A 19,201-nucleotide genomic window follows, 5' to 3' on the forward strand; every position below is an offset into this window, starting at 1 on the left:
TTGATAAATGGAAAGCAAAGCTGCCAGTCATGGGGCAGTTGCAGCAGAGGGGTGATAACAAGAGATAAAAAAAGCCACCGTAAACGGTGGCTAAAAGCAACAATATGAGAAAACGTTAGATGTGTGCTAAGCGGTTGTGCGCTTCACGTTGGCCTGGCATACGAATGGTCGCAGACAGTACCAGCGAGATGACGAGCAGTGTCATAATGACGGAGAAGGTCACGATGAAACCACCAAACATAGACGCAATAATTGAACCGATGATGCTGCCGATACCAAAGCCCAGATAGAGCAGGCCGTAGTTTTTGGTCAAATTGTTTAGGCCAAAGAAGTCACTGACAAGCGATGGATATACGGTGATGGTGCCACCGAAGCTGAACGCGATGCAGGCTACTGACGCAAAGAACAGTGACTCATTCAGAGGAATGAACAACAGGGTACCCATACCGATAAGCGAAATCACCTGAGCTAAAGAGATAACTCGGATGCGCGCCATTTTGTCAGACAGAATGCCCAGAACTAAACGACCCGTCAGGTTAGCGATAGCAATTACAGTGACGGCGCTGGCGGCGGTAATGGCTGGCAGATGTACCATGCCTTCACCAATGTCTTTAGCTACACCGATAACGTACAAACCACTCATACAGGCTGTCAGGAACATCAGCGCCAGCATCCAATACTGTGGTTGGCGCACGGCTTCAGCCAGCGTGTAGTCTTGAGCGGTGCTGATACCTTGGGTGTTTTGTGTACTGTTTTCTTGTTTTGGCGCATCTTTCATCAGCATGGCACCAGCCATGACCATCACCATGGCTAAACCCCCCCAGATGATAAAGGTTTGTTCTAAGCCGTAGGTTGCTAGCAGATGAGTATCGATATATTTGAAACCAAGGCTACCCAAACCGTAAGCACCAATAGCGCAGGCTGAGATCATACCTTTGCGCTCAGGGAACCATTTTACGCAGTTGGAAAGCGTCATTAGATAGCCTGCGCCGTCGGCCAGACCCACTAAAACACCCGCGCTCAAATAAAGCATGACTAAATTGTTAGCGTGAGAGGTCAATACAAAGCCAAGTGCTAATACTGCGCCAGCGGCAATGGTGACTTTGCGTACGCCGAAGCGATCCTGCAACTTACCCGCCACGGAAGAGGCCAGCGCTAATGCGAGGCTCAGTAGACCAAAGGAAAAGGCGACGCGACTGATCGGCTCATCTAATTTTTCAGACAGAGGGCCGTTAAACAGGCTCCACGTATAAACGGAACCCAGAGCGAACTGAGTAATGATGGTGCCAACCAGAGTTAGCCAGCGGGTGCGATTGTAATTTTGCATGCCAGTCATATTCATGATGCTGCTCCAGATAAATATTTATTAACTGTGAGTATGTTAAGGCTATCTATAGGGCAGCGATCCATTCAGGGAATGAATAGCCTGAGTGCAGGAATGAAATGCATTAAAGCGGGAATGAATGAACGAAAAACGGGGTAAAAAGGGGGATTTTACGGTGATCCACAATTGATGTGGATCACATTTATCTGATATTAATTCACTAGTGAGGGCGTTTTAGAGCGGCGTTTCGACTAAAACTCCGCTGGAAAGGCAGAAGCATCCGCTGATTGTGCCAATGGGAATATTCAATGATTCACCAGAAACCAGCAGATGCGTGTCTGCACCCACGGTGAATTCAAACTCTCCAGTGACAATGCGAGTGGTGATGGCCTGTGGCTGTTTTCGTAACTGACTGAAAGCACCAGATTCAAACGTCATTTCTGTGGCAGGCTTGCCGTTGCCGAGAATTCCGTTGCGGCGGGTAACGCCTACAGCAAACTCTTCGATCGGAGTTTGTGCTTTGAATGTCTCCATGAAACCTATCCTTATTGTTGCGGTTTTTTGTTTCTATGTGAGTTGCTAAAAAAGCAGGGCACAGACTACCACTCTGTCCGAGAACAAGCATCAAACGAGGGGGATTTCGTCGGAATAAGATTAATTTGTTTCGATTTTAATCAGATAATTCTCGCAGGGCTGTTCACCACTTGAAGCGCTTAAAATGCAGGCATACACTAGCGCGTCGATTGATTTTGAGATCGTCAGCCCCTGTCAGCTTTTGACGAAAACCGTTCTTAACGTATATGTTTAACAAATATTGTTTTTAACGCGTACTGTTTCTAAAAGTTCTGCCGCAGGTTTTTCTCCGTCTGTCACAAAACACCTTAATTATGATTGTTAGACCTCAGCAACATTGGTTTCGCCGCCTATTTGTGTGGCATGGCTCTGTGTTACCTAAAATACTCTTTCGTCTAAGTTTAAACTTTGTTTTTGCCTGTATAGCCGTTGTTTGCTATCTATGGCACGAATCGTTGGATATTAATCTGACACTGGCTCCGTTCAGCTTGCTGGGGGTGGCGATTGCGATCTTCTTGGGTTTTCGTAATAACGCCAGCTATGCGCGCTTTACGGAAGCGCGGCTGTTATGGGGAAATTTGTTAATCACCGAGCGATCGTTGCTGCGAGAAGTCAAAAGCTTGATGCCGGATCCCGCTGAACAGGCGCGCTATTTTACGGCTCTGCTGATTGCCTTTACTTATTGTCTGAAGCATCAACTGCGTAAAACAGATATGCATGGGGATCTCGATCGCCTGCTGCCAGCGTCTGAACGCAATTCCGTGCTCAACAGCCATTCACCGTGCAATACGCTATTGTTGAAAATGGGGATGTGGTTGGGAGAGCAGAGAAGACTGGGGCGCATTAGCGATATTAACTTTCATTCAATCGATAATAACCTGAACCACCTTTCCTCCATTTTGGGTGGCTGTGAACGTATTTCAAATACCCCGATCCCTTTTGCGTACAGCCTGATTGTGCACCGCACGGTTTATCTGTTTTGCGCTCTGCTGCCGTTTGCTTTGGTATCGGATCTTCATTACCTCACCCCGTTGGTATCGGTATTTATCTCTTACACCTTTATTTCTCTGGATTCATTGGCTGAGGAGTTGGAAGATCCGTTCGGCTTGGCGCCAAACGATTTACCGCTTAATGCTATTTCAGCAACGATTGAAATTAATCTGCGGGAAATGATTGAGGATGATGAGAAGCCAACGCCGATGAAACCGGATCATCATTGTTTGCTGAGCTAAGTTTTAGTCTTGCTTGCGCTAGACGAACTCCCCTTGATGGGGAGTTCGCGGACTTAACGTTAGATCAAACCGGTGAACGATTTTGTCCTACGGCAAAAATATCATAGAACGAGAGTTCTGATTTTTTCTGCATAATGGCACGTAGCTTTTGTTTTCGGGAGTCATCGACCTGAGGCGACTGCAAAATACTGTCAACCAGAGCATCTGGCACCATGCGGGTGTTGTACCATTCACCGTTGAAGCAAACGCGCAGATCCAGAACGTCGATATCTTCGTAGTGGTAGCGCGGGTTAACGTCAAAGAAGAAGAACAGATTCAGCCCCAAAAACAGTAGCGTCATGACCCATGTAACATCCGCAAGCGTTTCTGATTGCAACATCACGGCCAGCGTAGCCGCGTAGGCCAGATACATGCCTACGAATAAACCTGGATGCTTTTTAATAAAGCTGATGCTGAAGCGGGGACGATTATCGCGACGCTCGGCTTTATTCACCTTCTCGATTTCTTCTTTGAGGATGCGTTCAATTTCGGTCATGGTAAGTCACCTGTAGTGATGTTACAGCTTGATAACATAATTCTATCATTTTTGTGTGGTGTTGGGCGCTCAATGTGATTTGAGTCCCGCGGCTGTCATGAGTAGACGAAACAGCATCGACACGCAGCCCAGCGCTAGCACGCTTCCACCCCAAATTGCGACCAGCCATAACAAACGTTTCCACAATGGATTAGCCACGGTTTTTGCTTCGGAAATCGACATAATTTTCTCCTGACTTTGGGCTATAGCCATCAGTGATACCCCTCATCTGCGCTGATTTTTCCGCGGAATACGTAGTAGCTCCAGAAGGTATAAACCAAAATAATCGGGATGATGAACAAGGCTCCCACTAGCATAAAACCGAGGCTTTGCGGCGGTGCTGCGGCCTGCCAAATATTGATTGACGGTGGAATAATGTGGGGCCAAATACTGATCCCTAATCCGCTAAAACCGAGAAAAACCAGCAATAAGGTCATGATAAAAGGAAGGTAGTGGCTGTTATTGTGAGTTCCACGCCAGATAACCCCCGCACAAACCAGCGTCAAAACAGGAACCGGTAGCAGGAATAAAATATTTGGCATGCTAAACCAGCGTTCAGAGATGGCACTGTGCGCCAGCGGTGTCCAGAGACTGATGATGCCAATGACGGTAAGCAGAGCCAGCAGCAGCGGGCGCGTGATGCGATACATCTTATGTTGTAGCTGATGGCTGGTTTTCATAATCAGCCAAGTGCTACCTAGAAGTGCATAGGCCAACATGAGCCCAACGCCGCAGAACAGATTAAACGGTGTGAGCCAGTCAAATGCGCCCCCAACGAAAGTGCGTTCCATCACAGGGAAACCATTGATGACCGCACCCACAACGATACCTTGCATAAAGGTGGCACAGCCGGAACCGATGATGAATGCTTTATCCCAGAAATTACGGTGGGCTGGTAGCGCCTTGAAACGGAACTCAAAGGCGACGCCGCGGAAAATCAGCGCGATTAGCATTAGCGTCAGCGGTATCGATAGCGCATCAACAATCACCGCATAGGCCAGTGGAAATGCCCCAAACAGCGCTGCACCGCCGAGCACCAGCCAAGTTTCATTGCCGTCCCAAACCGGAGCGACCGTGTTCACCATCATATCGCGCTCTTGCATATCTCGCGTCACTGGCAACAGCATCCCGATACCTAAATCAAAGCCGTCCATCACGATATACATAAGAGTGGCAAAGATTATGATGGCGAACCAAATCAGTGGCAGATCGATGCCCATTAGTGTGTCTCCTGCTGATGAGATGGCGTAGCGGCAATACGTCCGGCTGCGGTGGGTAATGCCCCATTGTCATCCGATGACGAATGACTCGGCTCTGGACCTTTGCGGATCAGACGCATCATGTAGGCGTAGCCCACGCCAAATACCGCGCCATAGACCACAAAGAAGGTCAGTAAACTGATACTCATATGCAGATCGCCATGGGTAGATACGGCATCTTTGGTTCGCATCAAACCGTGTACAATCCATGGCTGGCGCCCGACTTCAGTGGTTATCCAGCCTGCTAGAATGGCGATTAGCCCAGAAGGTCCCATCCAAAAAACGAAGTGTAGGAACGGACGCGAGGTATACAGCCGTTGTTTGTAGCGCAGCCACAGGCCAATCGCACCGAGCAAAATCATCAGCATCCCTAAACCCGCCATAATGCGGAACGACCAGAATACCAACGGAGAGTTAGGACGATCTTCTTTGGCGAATTCGGTTAACGCAGGAACCTGTTTATCTAAACTATGAGTCAGGATGAGGCTGCCAAGGTAAGGAACTTCCAGCTTAAATCGGGTTTCTTCACGCTCCATATCGGGTAAACCAAATAGAATAAGCGGTGTTGCCTCTCCTGGTTTGTTATCCCAATGGCCTTCGATAGCGGCTATTTTGGCGGGCTGGTATTTCAGCGTATTAAGACCGTGCATATCACCGATAAAAGCCTGAAGCGGAGCGACAATCAGCGCCATCCATAATGCCATCGAGAGCATTTTTCGGGTTGCCGGCGTGTCGTTACCGCGTAGCAAATGCCAAGCAGCAGACGCTCCCACAAAGAAGGCGCTGCTGAGGAACGCCGCGGTCGTCATGTGCAGAAGGCGATATGGGAATGAAGGATTGAAAATTACCGCCAGCCAGTCAACTGGAACCACTTGGTTATTAATGATTTCATAGCCCTGAGGAGTATGCATCCAACTGTTGGAGGCAAGGATCCAGAACGTCGACATCAGTGTGCCAAGTGCCACCATGCAGGTGGCAAAAAAGTGGAGTTCTTTACCGACCTTGTTCCAGCCGAACAGCATTACGCCCAGAAAACCGGCTTCCAAGAAGAATGCGGTGAGCACTTCATAGGTTAACAGTGGGCCGGTAATACTGCCGGCAAACTGTGAAAAACCGCTCCAGTTGGTGCCAAACTGATAGGCCATCACCAAACCGGATACGACGCCCATACCAAAATTGACAGCGAAAACTTTCGCCCAAAAATGATAAAGCGTGCGGTAATCAGGATGACGTGTTTTGAGCCATAGCCCCTCGAGCACGGCCAAAAAGCTGGCTAACCCGATAGTGATGGCGGGAAAAATAATGTGAAAGGATACCGTAAAGGCAAATTGGATCCTGGCAAGATGAAATGCATCTAATCCGAACATGGACAGCCTCGTACTGACATAAAGTTCTGTCTGAAAATTGCAGGTGAGAGAAACGGTGTGCCGGACGATCAAGGCCGGAACGATGGAGAGGATCTTACGGGCTGTAAAATAGATATGACAGAAACAGAAATGTTGTTTTAATGTATAACAGTTTGATTTGGATCATGGCGTAGCCAACATGCGTTGTACCTTTCATAGGCAGTTTACATGAGCGTTGAAGGGCGGAAATCGTGGTATGACGAGGCTTAATCAGGGGGCTGAGTGGCAAAATACGAAGATTTGGTGAAACGAATTCGTGGACAGATCACCGCTGAAATCTGGCAGGTCGGTGATAAGTTACCTTCTTTGCGCGAGCAGGTGGTGCATTCCGGACTCAGCCTGATGACTGTTATGCATGCCTATCAGATTCTGGAAAGTCAGGGGTGGATCGTTTCACGTCCACAGTCTGGTTATTACGTAGCACCACAGGCCAAATTTTTAACCCCGTCGCCCAGCCATGAACCGTTGCAGCGAGCTGAAGCCGTTGACATCAACGCGTTTATTTTTGATGTGCTACAGGCTAGTCGTGACTCGGCGATCGTACCTTTTGGCTCGGCATACCCTGACCCAACGTTGTTTCCTCGCCAGCAAATCAGTAAGTCGCTGACGACCGTAGCGCGTGCGATGACGACCCTGAGCGCCACCGATAATCTTCCTCCCGGAAATGAAGATCTGCGTAAGATCTTAGCTAAACGCTACGCTATGCAAGGTATTCGCATCGATCCTGAAGAGATCGTGATCACCGCTGGTGCGCTGGAGTCCTTGAATTTAAGTCTACAGGCGGTAACACAGCCGGGAGATTGGGTTATCGTAGAAAATCCCTGTTTCTATGGTGCGTTACAAGCGTTAGAGCGTTTGCGCTTAAAAGCGTTATCCATCGCAGCACACCCTGAGTTTGGGATTGATTTGGCGGCACTGGAACAGGCGTTAAAAACCTACCAAGTACGTGCCTGCTGGCTGATGACCAATATTCAAAATCCGCTTGGGTGTACGCTCTCGGTGGAGAAAAAACAGAAGTTGGTGGCGTTATTGCAAAAATATGATGTCTATCTTATCGAAGATGATGTTTACGGTGAGCTCTATGCGGGGGGAGAAAAACCGCTTCCGGCCAAAGCGTTTGATGACAGTGGAATGACGATGCACTGTTCTTCATTCTCCAAAAGCTTGGTTGCAGGTTTTCGTGTGGGATGGGTGGCCGCAGGAAGAATGGCGAGAAAAATCCAGCAGCTACAGCTGATGAGCACGCTTTCGACTAGCGCACCGATGCAGCTCGCGTTGGCCAACTATTTAGCTACCCGAAGTTATGATAGTCATCTGCGTCGCTTACGGCGGATGATGGAACAACGTAAGTATGCGGCATGGCAGTCGCTACGCGCGCATTTGCCTGCTGGTGTGAATATTAATTACTCTCATGGCGGCTATTTTTTGTGGATCGAACTGCCTGCGAACGTTAACGCGACGGAGCTTTATCATCGTGCTTTGCAGGAAAAGATCAGCATTGCTCCCGGACAGATGTTTTCAGCTAGCAACCAGTACACTAACTATTTTCGCTTTAATGTTTCCCATGAATGGACGGATAAAAGTGAAAAGGCAGTGCAAAGGCTGTCTGCTATTGTGCGTGAGATGATGTGAATTTTATACAAGGTGGTCATCTGCTATATCATCATCTTGAGTGACGTCTTTCCGAAGAGTAGTTTACAAGGTCGAGATATTCATATTTTTTTATGTATGCATTGAAGTTTTAAAAAAATAACATGTATTAATTTAACTAATTTATAATGAATTAGATACATACATAATAAAAATGTTTATAAAGAAAAGAGGTGGATGGGATGACAAGGCGACCTTCTCTTTTGTAAGTATTTATTATTTCTTTGCCTTTTGAATTCTTTCAATAATAAGTTTTAATCACAATCTGTAATTAATAATTACGGTAAATTGTCAAAGCAAATTACATTAAATATTTATCTGCTTAATCAAGGATGAATGAGCATTATATTGTCGAAAATTTTTATTTCACTTTGCCGTATCAACAAAGTCACCGATAATACCGCAAGTCGTATTCTCAAAATGGCGTAATAACCCATATGCTAAATTTATTTACTGGTCTGGATTTATATACCGGGCTTGTGTTATTGCTTGCTCTAGCTTTTGTGCTTTTTTACGAAGCAATTAACGGTTTTCATGATACCGCTAATGCGGTGGCAACGGTCATCTATACCCGAGCTATGCGTCCTCAGCTAGCCGTTGTCATGGCCGCGGTTTTCAACTTTTTTGGTGTTTTGCTGGGCGGACTGAGCGTTGCCTATGCCATCGTGCATATGTTGCCAACAGATTTACTGCTTAATATGGGGTCCTCACATGGCCTTGCCATGGTGTTCTCGATGTTGCTAGCGGCGATTATCTGGAACTTGGGTACTTGGTATTTCGGTTTACCCGCATCCAGCTCTCATACATTGATAGGTGCGATTATTGGTATCGGTTTAACAAATGCACTAATGACCGGTACATCGGTGATCGATGCGCTGAATATCCCTAAAGTGATAGATATTTTTGCCTCTCTGATAGTTTCTCCTATTGTTGGATTGGTATGCGCTGGAGGCTTGATTTTCTTGCTACGCCGTTACTGGAGCGGAACTAAAAAGCGCGATCGTATCCACCGCGTCCCTGCTGAGCGTAAAAAGAAAGGGGGAAAGAAAAAACCACCATTCTGGACGCGTATTGCACTGATCCTTTCTGCTGCCGGTGTGGCATTCTCTCACGGTGCTAACGACGGTCAGAAAGGTATCGGTTTGATTATGCTTGTGTTAGTTGGCATAGCCCCGGCGGGTTTTGTGGTAAACATGAATGCCTCTGGCTATGAAATCACTCGGACTCGTGATGCTATCGGCAATCTTGAGGTTTATTTCCAACAGCATCAGGATCAGTTGAAGTTAGTCACTGATATGGAGCAGCCCCTTCCATCTGCAACACCGGTTGGAACCCAGCCGACGGAGTTCCATTGCCACCCTGCAAACACGGTTGATGCGCTTAATCGTGTAAAGATGATGCTGTCTGGCAACATGGATAACTACAGCAAATTAAGCATAGCTCAGCGCAGTCAGCTACGTCGCATTATGCTGTGTATCTCTGATACGGCGGATAAAGTGGCGAAGCTGCCAAACATGAGCCGCGATGACCAGCAGTTACTGAAAAAACTGAGAACGGACATACTGAACACGATTGAATATGCGCCAATCTGGATCATTATGGCCGTCGCGCTGGCGCTGGGAATGGGAACGATGATCGGATGGAAACGTGTAGCAACGACCATCGGTGAGAAGATTGGCAAGAAAGGGATGACTTATGCTCAAGGGATGTCTGCGCAAATAACAGCCGCGGTCTCCATTGGCCTTGCAAGCTACGCAGGTATGCCAGTGTCCACGACCCACGTCTTATCCTCTGCGGTAGCAGGAACCATGATTGTTGACGGTGGGGGCTTGCAGAGAAAAACGGTGACTAGCATTTTGATGGCATGGGTATTCACTCTACCAGCGGCGATTCTTCTGTCTGGGGCATTATTCTGGGTTGCCCTACAGTTTACCTAAGCCGTAGCGGGTAAAAGTGGCCAGATAGGTTGAAATATCTTGGTGTTTATAAATAATCGCCCAGTTCAAGCGACTGGGCGTTAGTGTGTTGCTCTCTCATTGTAACGATACAGACTGATTGGAAATCGATTAGCTATTTTCAATACAACGATAGCCGCGAGCTTCCATAAAGCTTGTAATGGCCTTTTCTGCATCAATAAGTACTTCATCCAGTGGCTTATTAGCATCAATATCAACGAGTTGAGAACCATCAAACGTCAGTTGTGGCGTGATAGCAATTTTTTTTGCTAGAGCCTCTCTGCGGTGATCGGGCTTACGGGCACATGCAACATCAAGATCAACGTTTAGCTTGATCACTAAATCGGGTTTATGGTTGGCCATCCAGCTAAATGATGAACGTTCTAGACCCGCCAGCCATAAAACAAAGCGGCTACCCGTTACATTGGCAGGAAAAACGGTACCATCATAAGCACCAGGAATTTGTATCTGAGGGTAACGATCGGCTAATACAATTAACCCACGGCGATGGCATGCCAACATGCGACGAAAACGTAATAGCCGACGGAAAACAAAAGACATAATGACTAAGGCCGGAACGGGGCCAGGAAGTTTTTTAGCACTTTTGACCTTATTATGCTTAATAGTTTTGTTTAGCGCCTTTCCCATTAATGGTAGTTTTACAACGGCACGCTCTACATTCCCGGCTTGTTTCCCTAGATGTATTCTTACTGCTGGCCCATATTTTTGTACGCAGTTAATTAAGTGTTCACAAACCGTTGACTTGCCAGAACCATCACTGCCAATAACGGCTATGATTGGAATATTTATTGGCTGCATAAATGTATCCTGTATTTAAAATGCCTGAGGGTAATGTTTTATTATTAATATATTTACAATAATGTTTTTATTAAAAATAAAGCCACAATTAGTCATTGTCACAACTATGATGAGCATATATTCTGAGCACTCAATCGGTAATATACAATAACTTCTTTGATACTGGATTTTTCGTGAGTCAACAGAATACTCCAATTATTAATCACACTTTTGTTCGCGTGATAGCTATTGTTGGTTGTGATGGTTCAGGTAAATCGACCTTAGCAGCCAACCTAGTAAATAATCTCGCTTCGCAAATACCCACCGAACTGTTTTATCTTGGACAGTCATCGGGGCGTATTGGTGAATGGATTGGGCGTTTGCCTATTATTGGGATTTCTTTTAGCCGCTATTTACGGGCAAAAGCTGATTGTGTTCATGAACGTCCGTCCGCGCCGCCAGGTAATGCCACCACACTGGTTATTTACTTACTTTCCTATTGGCGGGCGTATAAGTTCCGAAAAATGCTGGCGAGAAGCCAACAAGGGCACTTACTCATTACCGATCGTTATCCCCAGGTAGAAGTCCCTGGGTTTCGCTTTGATGGTCCGCAATTAGCAAAAACGGCAGGTGGCAATTGGTGGGTTCGAACGCTGAGAAAACGTGAGCTTAAGCTGTATCACTGGATGGCTTCCTTTCAGCCTTTATTGTTGATCCGGTTGGATATTGATGAACAAACGGCGTTTTCTCGTAAGCCTGACCATAAGCTTGCTGTTTTGCATGAGAAAGTCGTTGTCACACCACACCTTACGTTTAATGGTGCGAAGATCCTTGAATTGGATGGACGAGAACCAGCGGACACAATCCTTAACAAGTCGCTAAGTACGATTCGTGCCTCTCTTTTGTAATCACAAAATCAGGTTTGCGATTACCTTTTAAGACTGAATGATATGCATACAGATAAATTAAATGAAGCGCTACCTGAGTATATTCCAGGGCTTATTGCCGTTGTGGGCTGTGATGGTACCGGCAAGTCCACACTCACTGCCGATTTGGTAAAACAGCTGAAAAAACACTGGGTAACAGAACGTCGTTATCTGGGGCTCGTCTCTGGAGAAGATGGCGATAAGATTAAACGCTTACCCTTGGTTGGCGTATGGCTTGAGCGGCGTCTGGCGACCAAATCTTCAAAGACACAGAGCATGAGTACTAAGTCTCCTGCTCTTTGGGCTGCACTGATTATGTTCGGGTTTTCTTTGCGCCGTAGGGCAAATTTGCGTAAGGCTATATGCTTGGCACAAAGTGGCGTTTTAGTGATTAGCGATCGCTATCCACAGGCTGACGTTTCAGGTTTTCACTACGATGGGCCAGGCATTGGCGTAGAACGCGTAGAGGAGGGAGTTAAGCGTCATCTAGCTGAACGTGAGCGCCTGTTGTATCAGCAAATGGCTCTCTTACGCCCCGAATTAATTATTCGCCTTGATATTGATATTGATACTGCATTTTCCCGCAAGCCTGATCACGATTATGAGGAGCTGCGCGATAAAATCGCTATCATGACTAAGATTGGTTACAACGGCTCCAGAGTTCTCGAACTGGATTCAAGAGCCCCATACTGCGAGGTGCTAGATAAAGCACTAGAGGCAGTATCTTCAATTGCAATAGCCTCTCAGCGTAGGAGTACCACCATCTAAATAATGGTATTAAGCCGTTTGGGCTTGAGTCTAAATATTAAGATGAAGACAAATTCAGGTGGCAAATATTATTTTGTCTAATTATATATTGGATGAGCTAAGCCTTGCTGAGTGATTAATAACTTATTTAGCTGGTTTTTACCATGAAACATTGGTTTTCTGATGGAACTTTTCGCACTATTATACGTAACAGTGCCTATTTAGGCTCCAGTAATGTGGTGAGTGCCTTACTTGGTTTGATAGCACTTTCTTGTGCCGGTAAGGGTATGACTCCAGCAATGTTTGGGGTGCTTGTTATTATTCAATCGTATACCAAAGCGATTAGTGATTTTATCAAGTTTCAGACATGGCAATTGGTTGTTCAATATGGTACGCCGGCTTTGGAAAACAATAACCTGCAGCAATTTCGCGATGTGATTTCATTCTCTTTTGGCTTGGATATCGCGAGTGGTGCCGTTGCTGTGATTGGAGGGATGGTACTGCTGCCTTTTATTTCCCACTCCTTAGGGCTTGATTCTGATAGCTTTTGGCTCGCAATGCTTTACTGTACGTTGATTCCTTCCATGGCATCATCTACCCCAACCGGTATCTTAAGAGCGGTAAATCGTTTTGATTTGATTGCTGTTCAGCAGGCAACCAAGCCATTTTTGCGTGCACTCGGAAGCGTAATTGTTTATTTCGGTGATTATGGTTTTGCTGGGTTCATTATTACATGGTATGCATCCAATTTAATCGGTGGAACAATGTATTGGTGGTTTGCAGCGCGCGAATTGCGCCGCAGAAACATCCAAAATGCGTTGAGGCCACGTTTATTTGAGTCCGCTCGCCGTATAAAAGGAGCTTGGAGCTTTGTTTGGGCAACCAACTTCGCACACTCTATTTGGGCTGCTCGAAATTCATGTAGTACAGTTTTAGTGGGGATCATTTTAGGCCCTGCTGCTGCTGGCTTATTTAAGATTGCGATGACGTTCTTTGATGCAACGGGAACGCCGGCTAAATTGCTTGAAAAGAGTTTTTATCCCGAAGTAATGCGCTTAGATCCGCGCACTAAGACACCATGGCTGTTAGGGATAAAATCGGCACTGCTAGCGGGGGGGATTGGGATTATTGTTGCACTTGCAATTTTGGTTACAGGTGGACACTTAATTTCACTCGTTTTTGGTGCTAAATATCTTCAGGCATATGATCTGATACAGGTCATGCTGGGGGCTATTGTTATTTCAATGTTGGGCTTTCCTCAGGAATCGTTGTTGCTTATGGCGGGTAAGCAGCGAGCTTTCTTAGCGGCACAAACTGTGGCCTCTTTCTCCTATGTTGTACTCCTTGTGGTGTTGTCACACATGTTTGGCGTAATAGGGGCGGCTTTTGCTTATTTTGCAGGACAATGTTTGGACGTGCTGTTGTCTCTTATCCCGACGTTACAAGCATACTGCAACCGCCATTTACTTAGGTTTAACGCAGTTAGGGGAGAATAATAAATGGCCAATAAAAAGTTCTCACCTGAGGTTATAGAGCGTTTATTTACTGCGGTAGAGGAAGATGACGTCGTTGATTCACATGCTAGTTTGCCGCAGATTGTTGATTTGCAATGCTCTCAGGAAGTGATTAAGAACAATTATGCATTATGCCTGCAGTTTTGGGAGGATGGTGTCACGCGTAAGGACTTGCTGCGCCTGATTCTTAATCAACTAAAGAACGGTGAGTTATCTGAAAAAGAACAGAAGCAGTACAAATATATTCGCGCACGCTACAAGCATTTACGTTTTGCCCAACAACTTTATAGAAAGAAACATCAGTCAGGCTTTTTATTTAGCAAGATGACCGTATTTCTCGGGCGTTTTCAAGATGGATTTCGTAATAAACAGAAGGATATTATTACATTTTACGGGAAAGTATTACGGGTCTATCATTTAAACGCACCTGTCTGGATTTTCGTGCATTGCTCTTTACGTCATAGCCAATTAGATACAGCGGATGGTTTTATTCTTTATTGCCAAGAGCAAATGAAGACATTACAAAAATTGGTAGCTAAACCGCAGTTAACTGGAGAGGAGTTTCATGATGTGCGGAAAATTATTAGTCGGTTGGTGTCTTATTATGACACCTTAAGAACTATTAATCCGAATAATCAGGATGCGCTACAGATTTCCAGATTCTTAGCCGCTATTAATGGTTTGATGGGGGACAGACATGATGAAATGGTGGCTGATGATATGGAGAATCTAAAGTCTTATGATGCTCCTTCCGTTTTAGATTGTGATCTTCGAGCGCGGTTAGAACTTCTTCTCTCTCGTTACCCATTGTAAAAAAATTTTTCATCATATTATATTTAATGAAGATCAGGGCGTTCGAACGCAAGAATAAAGGATGCATTATGGCGTTGCGTAGATTACTGATCGCCTCACTCCTGTTATGTCCGCTCTGGGTATCAGCGCATAATTTTGTTATTGATAAGCCAGTTTTGCCAATCAATATTACCGATCGCGGCGAGTTACTGCTGAATAATGATGACGTTAGCTATAAATGTTGGAGTAGTATTGAACTTGTGGGAAAAGTTCGCGTGGTACAGTATATCGCTGGGCGTACCTCTGCAAAAAAGAAAAACTCAATGCTGATTAAAGCCATCAAGAACGCGAACTTTCCAAGCGATCGCTTCCAGCCGACGACTATTGTCAATACGGATGATGTGATCTTAGGTTCAGGCTTTTTCGTACTTGGCAAAATTGAAAAAAATAAAAGGCGTTATTCCTGGGCGCAATTTATTATAGATAGTGATGGATTAGGGCGAAAAACGTGGCAGCTTAATGAAGAAAGCTCAACCATTCTAGTTCTGGATAAGTTTGGGCATATTCAGTGGGCTAAAGATGGAAGCTTGACGCCGGAGGAAGTACATCGAGTGCTTTCAATGGTACAGAAACTGATTGATGAAAAGTAAATATTCATTCAGATAATATTTTAAATGGCGCTATAGGCGAATGATTTATTTTGTTTCAGCAATATGCTGAATATTTTTTGTTTAGCCGCGACTAAATATTTTTTAGGCTATGTGGAGTGTTCGTAGTATATGAAATTAATTGAGCATTACATCATGGCCGAAATTCGCCGTTTGGTTGTCATTATTGTTGGCTTTCTTATCTTTATTTTTGCCAGCTATTCAGCTCAGCGGTATTTGACTGAAGCGGCCAATGGTACGTTAGCTCTGGAAGTTGTACTAGATATTGTATTTTACAAGGTATTGATTGCTCTAGAGATGCTGTTACCTGTTGGGCTTTATGTTTCAGTCGGTGTTGCCCTTGGGCAGTTGTATACTGACTCTGAAATTACCGCTATCTCTGCTATTGGAGCCAGTCCGATACGTCTGTATAAAGCAGTTATGTTCCTTGCTATCCCGTTAAGTATATTAGTAACGCTGATGTCTATGTATGCGAGACCTTGGGCTTATGCTCAAATTTATCAGCTGGAGCAACAGTCTCAATCCGAGTTAGATGTCAGTCATTTACGCGCGAAAATGTTTAATATTAATGATAGTGGCCGAATGATTCTGTCTGAAGAAATTAATCCAGACTCTAATCATTTGACTGATGTATTGATTTATACCTCATCAGGAAATAAAACCAGTGTCTATAGAGCTAAAACGGTAGACGTGACCAATCCTTCACCGATAACGCCTTCAGTGATATTGCATTCAGGCACGGGCTATACGTTGAGACATCAAGGCACTGATGACAGCGAACGAGTTTATCGTAATCTCACGTTGGATCTTAAACCGCTCAATCTGAGTGTGGATGCAAAACGTAAAGCAAAATCCGTGATAGCCCTCATTCGTTCTGCTGATCCGGCAGATTATGCAGAGGTGCAATGGAGAGAAAGTCGTGGGGTAAATGCATTTTTAATGGCGCTGTTGGCTATCTCTTTAAGTCGCGTCAAACCACGTCAGGGACGTTTTTCAACGCTGCTTCCACTCACAATATTATTTACTGTTATTTTTTATGGCGGCAATGTTTGCCGGTCACTGGTTGCCAGTGGTTATCTCTCTGTAACTCCAGGGGTATGGTTAGTGCCAATGCTTATGTTTATTGGGGTCTTGGTGTTGATAGCTCGTGATTTTTCACTGCTGCAGAAATTATTTCGATGAAAATATTCAGTCGTTACTTAATTCGCAATATTTTTATAGGATTTGCCGCCGCGGCGGGGCTATTAATCCCGCTATTTACGACTTTCAATCTTATGAATGAGCTCGATGACGTCAGTCCTGGAGGATATCATTGGACGCAGGCTGTTGTGGTTGTCTTGATGACATTACCCCGAAGCCTCATTGATCTTGGCCCTTTTATTGCGCTACTTGGCGGGATAGTGGGGCTTGGCCAGCTTTCGAAGAGCATGGAGTTAACGGCAATACGCACTACGGGATTTTCAATCTTTAGGATATCTATAGTGGCATTGTGTGCGGGCCTGATGCTAACCGTATCATTGGGGGCAATCAATGAGTGGATCGCCTCCCCATTAGAGCAGCGCGCGTTGCAAATGAAAAATGCCGCGATTGCTCAAGATGAAAGCAACGATAGTGTGGGAAACATCCTGTGGGCAAGGCAAGGGAATGAATTTGTTACGGTGAAGTCTCTGAGTGAGGATAATCAGCCAGTAGGCGTTGAGATTTTTTACTATCGCCCCGATCGCTCTCTGGAGTCTTATATTTATGCGCAAAAAGCAACCATTCTTGATGGCAATATATGGATGCTGAGTGGCATCAATGAAAAAAGATGGGTAAGCGGGAAAGAAACAGTAGAGACGAAAGAAAGCTTACAGTGGAAATCGATATTTACCGGCATGACTCTGAAAGAATTGACTATGCCGAGTAGTACTTTCTCTATCAAGCAGCTCAACCAATATATTACCTATCTGCAGAATACCGATCAGCCGAGCATTGAATTTAAGATAGCGTTATGGCAAAAGCTAGGACGCGCTATTTTAACTTTAGCCATGATTTTACTGGCAATCCCATTCACCTTTAGCGTTCCGCGTTCACCAGGACTAGGAAGTCGCTTAGCCATTGGTGTCATTGTTGGACTCTTTACTTATATTAGTTACCAAATCGTTGTGAATGTAGGGCTATTGTTTTCCCTTAATGCCGCAATAGTTACGCTTACTCCTCCGGCATTTATTTTAGCTATCGCTTTAATATTGGTTTATCAATTTGATCAGCGACACTGATACCGCTCTAGAGATTACATAACTTGCTGCTATACCGGCAGGAAAGAACTAGAACGGTACCCTTGTTTACGTCGTATCACTTTTTTAGCTTTGCAAACGCTTGAATAATGTCATCAATCTGTTCGTCAGTATGTGCGGCATTGACGCTGCAACGCAATAACGTGATACCGGCTGGCGCTGCTGGCGGCAGAATCAGGTTAACATAGACGCCTAGGCCTATTAGCTCGCGCCAGATACGTAAGCCATCATCTTTATGCCCAATGATTACTGGCACAACTGGGCTAATATGTGAACCCAGCTCATAGCCAAGTTTCTCTAACCCGGAATACAACCGATGTGAGTTGCTCCACAGCTTTTGGCGGAGTTCTGGGTGTTTTGCAATGGTTTTTAGGACTGAGCGAACAGAGGCAATACACGATGGAGACGGTGATGCAGTAAAAATAAATGGACGACTTGCATAGCGCAGAACGTCCATTGCTTTAGAACCGACGGCAAAGCCTCCAATAGACGCTAAGCTTTTGCTGAATGTCCCTACAATGATATCGACATCCTGCTCGACGCCGACCTCTTCAGCAAGTCCTCTGCCGGTCGCACCCATAACACCAAAAGAATGAGCTTCATCTACGATCAAGTATCCGCCCAGACGTCGTTTGATATCGACAATTTCAGCGAGTGGAGCAACATCGCCCAGCATGCTATAGATGCCTTCAACGATAATGATTGCCTCTCGAGCACGATCGCCGAGGCGTATCATCCGGCGTTCAAGATCTTTGGCATCATTGTGACGGAAACGAATAATTTCAGCGCCACCCAGTGTACAAGCATCATAGATGCTGGCATGGCTATCGGCATCTAGCAATACAACAGAGCCATGACCAGCCAGTGCGCTGATTATCCCTAAATTTGCGGTATAGCCCGTAGAAAAAACAATAGCGCTAGGGCGGTCAAAAAAATCAGCAATCTCATGTTCCAAAGCGATATGTGATTCATAGCTACCGTTCGCCATGCGAGAACCGGTTGTTCCCGTTCCCTGAGTGGCTAATGCGTCCTGTCCGTCGGCAATCGCCTGAGCATCAAAGGTTAATCCCAGATAATTATTGGTACCAGCCAGAATGACCTTTTGATTACCAATACGTCCTTCAGTTGCGGAATAAACTTCATCAATACGAGTGCCAAATGGATTTATACCTGATGTACAAAATTGCTCTCGCTCGCTCGCCAGGCGTGAAAATTTATCATAAAGGCCCATTGGTATTCTCCAAATATGGTATTAAGGCTTCTAGTAATTGTGCGGGTGTTTTGACATCCAGCAATATATTGATAGGAATGGAAATATCAAATCTGTCTTCTAACATCATCAGCAGATCCATGACTTTTATAGATTCCAAACCAAGATCGTTAACCAGATCACTGTCAGGTTTTATATCTAATCCGCTTTCGACCATACCCTCTAAGCAGGAGAGGGTATAGTCCATCACTATTTTTCGATTTAACATAGAATTATTGACACACCTATTATCAAGAT

The 19,201-nt window shown here is 45.3% G+C and carries 19 protein-coding genes; 10 read left to right on the plus strand and 9 right to left on the minus strand.

Annotated features, from left to right (window positions below):
• Positions 1-115 precede the first annotated feature (115 nt).
• Complete coding sequence (locus tag K9N75_RS01995; protein WP_008814777.1) at positions 116-1,342, minus strand: L-lactate MFS transporter; 1,227 nt, start codon at positions 1,340-1,342, stop codon at positions 116-118.
• Positions 1,343-1,558: 216 nt separating this feature from the next.
• Positions 1,559-1,858: a cupin domain-containing protein gene (locus K9N75_RS02000; protein ID WP_039187780.1), complete on the minus strand. Its 300-nt coding sequence runs from the start codon at positions 1,856-1,858 to the stop codon at positions 1,559-1,561.
• Between the two features lie 353 nt (positions 1,859-2,211).
• Here K9N75_RS02000 and K9N75_RS02005 point away from each other — a divergent pair, with 353 nt between their 5' ends.
• Positions 2,212-3,129, plus strand: coding sequence for a bestrophin family protein (locus K9N75_RS02005; RefSeq protein ID WP_008814779.1), 918 nt, complete (start codon positions 2,212-2,214; stop codon positions 3,127-3,129).
• Between the two features lie 64 nt (positions 3,130-3,193).
• On the opposite strand, the gene K9N75_RS02010 is transcribed toward K9N75_RS02005, so the two are convergent.
• The 4 genes from K9N75_RS02010 to K9N75_RS02025 all read right to left on the minus strand — a co-directional run bounded on the left by K9N75_RS02010 (position 3,194) and on the right by K9N75_RS02025 (position 6,329).
• Positions 3,194-3,664 carry a YlaC family protein gene (locus K9N75_RS02010; protein WP_008814780.1) on the minus strand — a complete coding sequence of 157 codons (471 nt, stop codon included), beginning with the start codon at positions 3,662-3,664 and terminating at the stop codon, positions 3,194-3,196.
• Positions 3,665-3,733: 69 nt separating this feature from the next.
• Positions 3,734-3,862 (minus strand): DUF2474 domain-containing protein, encoded by a 129-nt coding sequence (locus K9N75_RS02015; protein ID WP_179289127.1) that lies wholly within the window; start codon positions 3,860-3,862, stop codon positions 3,734-3,736.
• A gap of 53 nt (positions 3,863-3,915) precedes the next feature.
• Positions 3,916-4,923 (minus strand): cytochrome d ubiquinol oxidase subunit II, encoded by a 1,008-nt coding sequence (cydB, locus tag K9N75_RS02020; protein ID WP_064575241.1) that lies wholly within the window; start codon positions 4,921-4,923, stop codon positions 3,916-3,918.
• Positions 4,923-6,329 carry a cytochrome ubiquinol oxidase subunit I gene (locus K9N75_RS02025; protein ID WP_224452160.1) on the minus strand — a complete coding sequence of 469 codons (1,407 nt, stop codon included), beginning with the start codon at positions 6,327-6,329 and terminating at the stop codon, positions 4,923-4,925. Before K9N75_RS02025 ends, cydB begins: the two co-directional genes overlap by 1 nt.
• A gap of 261 nt (positions 6,330-6,590) precedes the next feature.
• On the opposite strand from K9N75_RS02025, the gene K9N75_RS02030 reads away from it, so the two are divergent.
• Positions 6,591-8,000, plus strand: coding sequence for an aminotransferase-like domain-containing protein (locus K9N75_RS02030; protein WP_008814784.1), 1,410 nt, complete (start codon positions 6,591-6,593; stop codon positions 7,998-8,000).
• Between the two features lie 455 nt (positions 8,001-8,455).
• Entirely contained in the window at positions 8,456-9,955 is a 1,500-nt protein-coding gene (pitA, locus tag K9N75_RS02035) for an inorganic phosphate transporter PitA (RefSeq protein WP_008814785.1), read from the plus strand.
• A 129-nt stretch (positions 9,956-10,084) separates the two neighbouring features.
• On the opposite strand, the gene K9N75_RS02040 is transcribed toward pitA, so the two are convergent.
• Positions 10,085-10,792 (minus strand): nucleoside/nucleotide kinase family protein, encoded by a 708-nt coding sequence (locus K9N75_RS02040; RefSeq protein ID WP_008814786.1) that lies wholly within the window; start codon positions 10,790-10,792, stop codon positions 10,085-10,087.
• Between the two features lie 173 nt (positions 10,793-10,965).
• Here K9N75_RS02040 and K9N75_RS02045 point away from each other — a divergent pair, with 173 nt between their 5' ends.
• The 7 genes from K9N75_RS02045 (at position 10,966) to lptG (ending at position 17,676) form a co-directional block, all read left to right on the plus strand.
• The gene (locus K9N75_RS02045) at positions 10,966-11,679 is read left to right on the plus strand and encodes a nucleoside/nucleotide kinase family protein (protein WP_008814787.1); all 714 of its coding nucleotides are present in this window, start codon (positions 10,966-10,968) and stop codon (positions 11,677-11,679) included.
• Between the two features lie 42 nt (positions 11,680-11,721).
• A complete protein-coding gene (locus K9N75_RS02050) occupies positions 11,722-12,465 on the plus strand; it encodes a nucleoside/nucleotide kinase family protein (RefSeq protein ID WP_039187787.1) in 744 nt (247 codons plus the stop codon).
• A gap of 143 nt (positions 12,466-12,608) precedes the next feature.
• Positions 12,609-13,940, plus strand: a complete 1,332-nt coding sequence (locus K9N75_RS02055; protein WP_008814789.1) for a lipopolysaccharide biosynthesis protein — start codon at positions 12,609-12,611, stop codon at positions 13,938-13,940.
• Between the two features lie 3 nt (positions 13,941-13,943).
• On the plus strand, positions 13,944-14,771 hold the full coding sequence (locus tag K9N75_RS02060) for a hypothetical protein (RefSeq protein WP_039187788.1): 828 nt from the start codon (positions 13,944-13,946) through the stop codon (positions 14,769-14,771).
• A 68-nt stretch (positions 14,772-14,839) separates the two neighbouring features.
• Positions 14,840-15,400, plus strand: a complete 561-nt coding sequence (locus K9N75_RS02065) for a YtfJ family protein (protein WP_064575249.1) — start codon at positions 14,840-14,842, stop codon at positions 15,398-15,400.
• A 129-nt stretch (positions 15,401-15,529) separates the two neighbouring features.
• Positions 15,530-16,600, plus strand: coding sequence for an LPS export ABC transporter permease LptF (lptF, locus tag K9N75_RS02070; RefSeq protein WP_224452161.1), 1,071 nt, complete (start codon positions 15,530-15,532; stop codon positions 16,598-16,600).
• On the plus strand, positions 16,597-17,676 hold the full coding sequence (gene lptG, locus K9N75_RS02075) for an LPS export ABC transporter permease LptG (protein ID WP_224452162.1): 1,080 nt from the start codon (positions 16,597-16,599) through the stop codon (positions 17,674-17,676). Before lptF ends, lptG begins: the two co-directional genes overlap by 4 nt.
• Positions 17,677-17,752: 76 nt before the next feature.
• Here lptG and spt read toward each other — a convergent pair whose 3' ends face one another.
• Complete coding sequence (spt, locus tag K9N75_RS02080; RefSeq protein WP_008814794.1) at positions 17,753-18,925, minus strand: serine palmitoyltransferase; 1,173 nt, start codon at positions 18,923-18,925, stop codon at positions 17,753-17,755.
• Complete coding sequence (locus K9N75_RS02085; RefSeq protein WP_016361112.1) at positions 18,912-19,172, minus strand: acyl carrier protein; 261 nt, start codon at positions 19,170-19,172, stop codon at positions 18,912-18,914. Before K9N75_RS02085 ends, spt begins: the two co-directional genes overlap by 14 nt.
• Between the last annotated feature and the right edge of the window lie 29 nt (positions 19,173-19,201).

The sequence above is a fragment of the Hafnia paralvei genome (genome assembly GCF_020150375.1).
Lineage (GTDB): Bacteria > Pseudomonadota > Gammaproteobacteria > Enterobacterales > Enterobacteriaceae > Hafnia > Hafnia paralvei.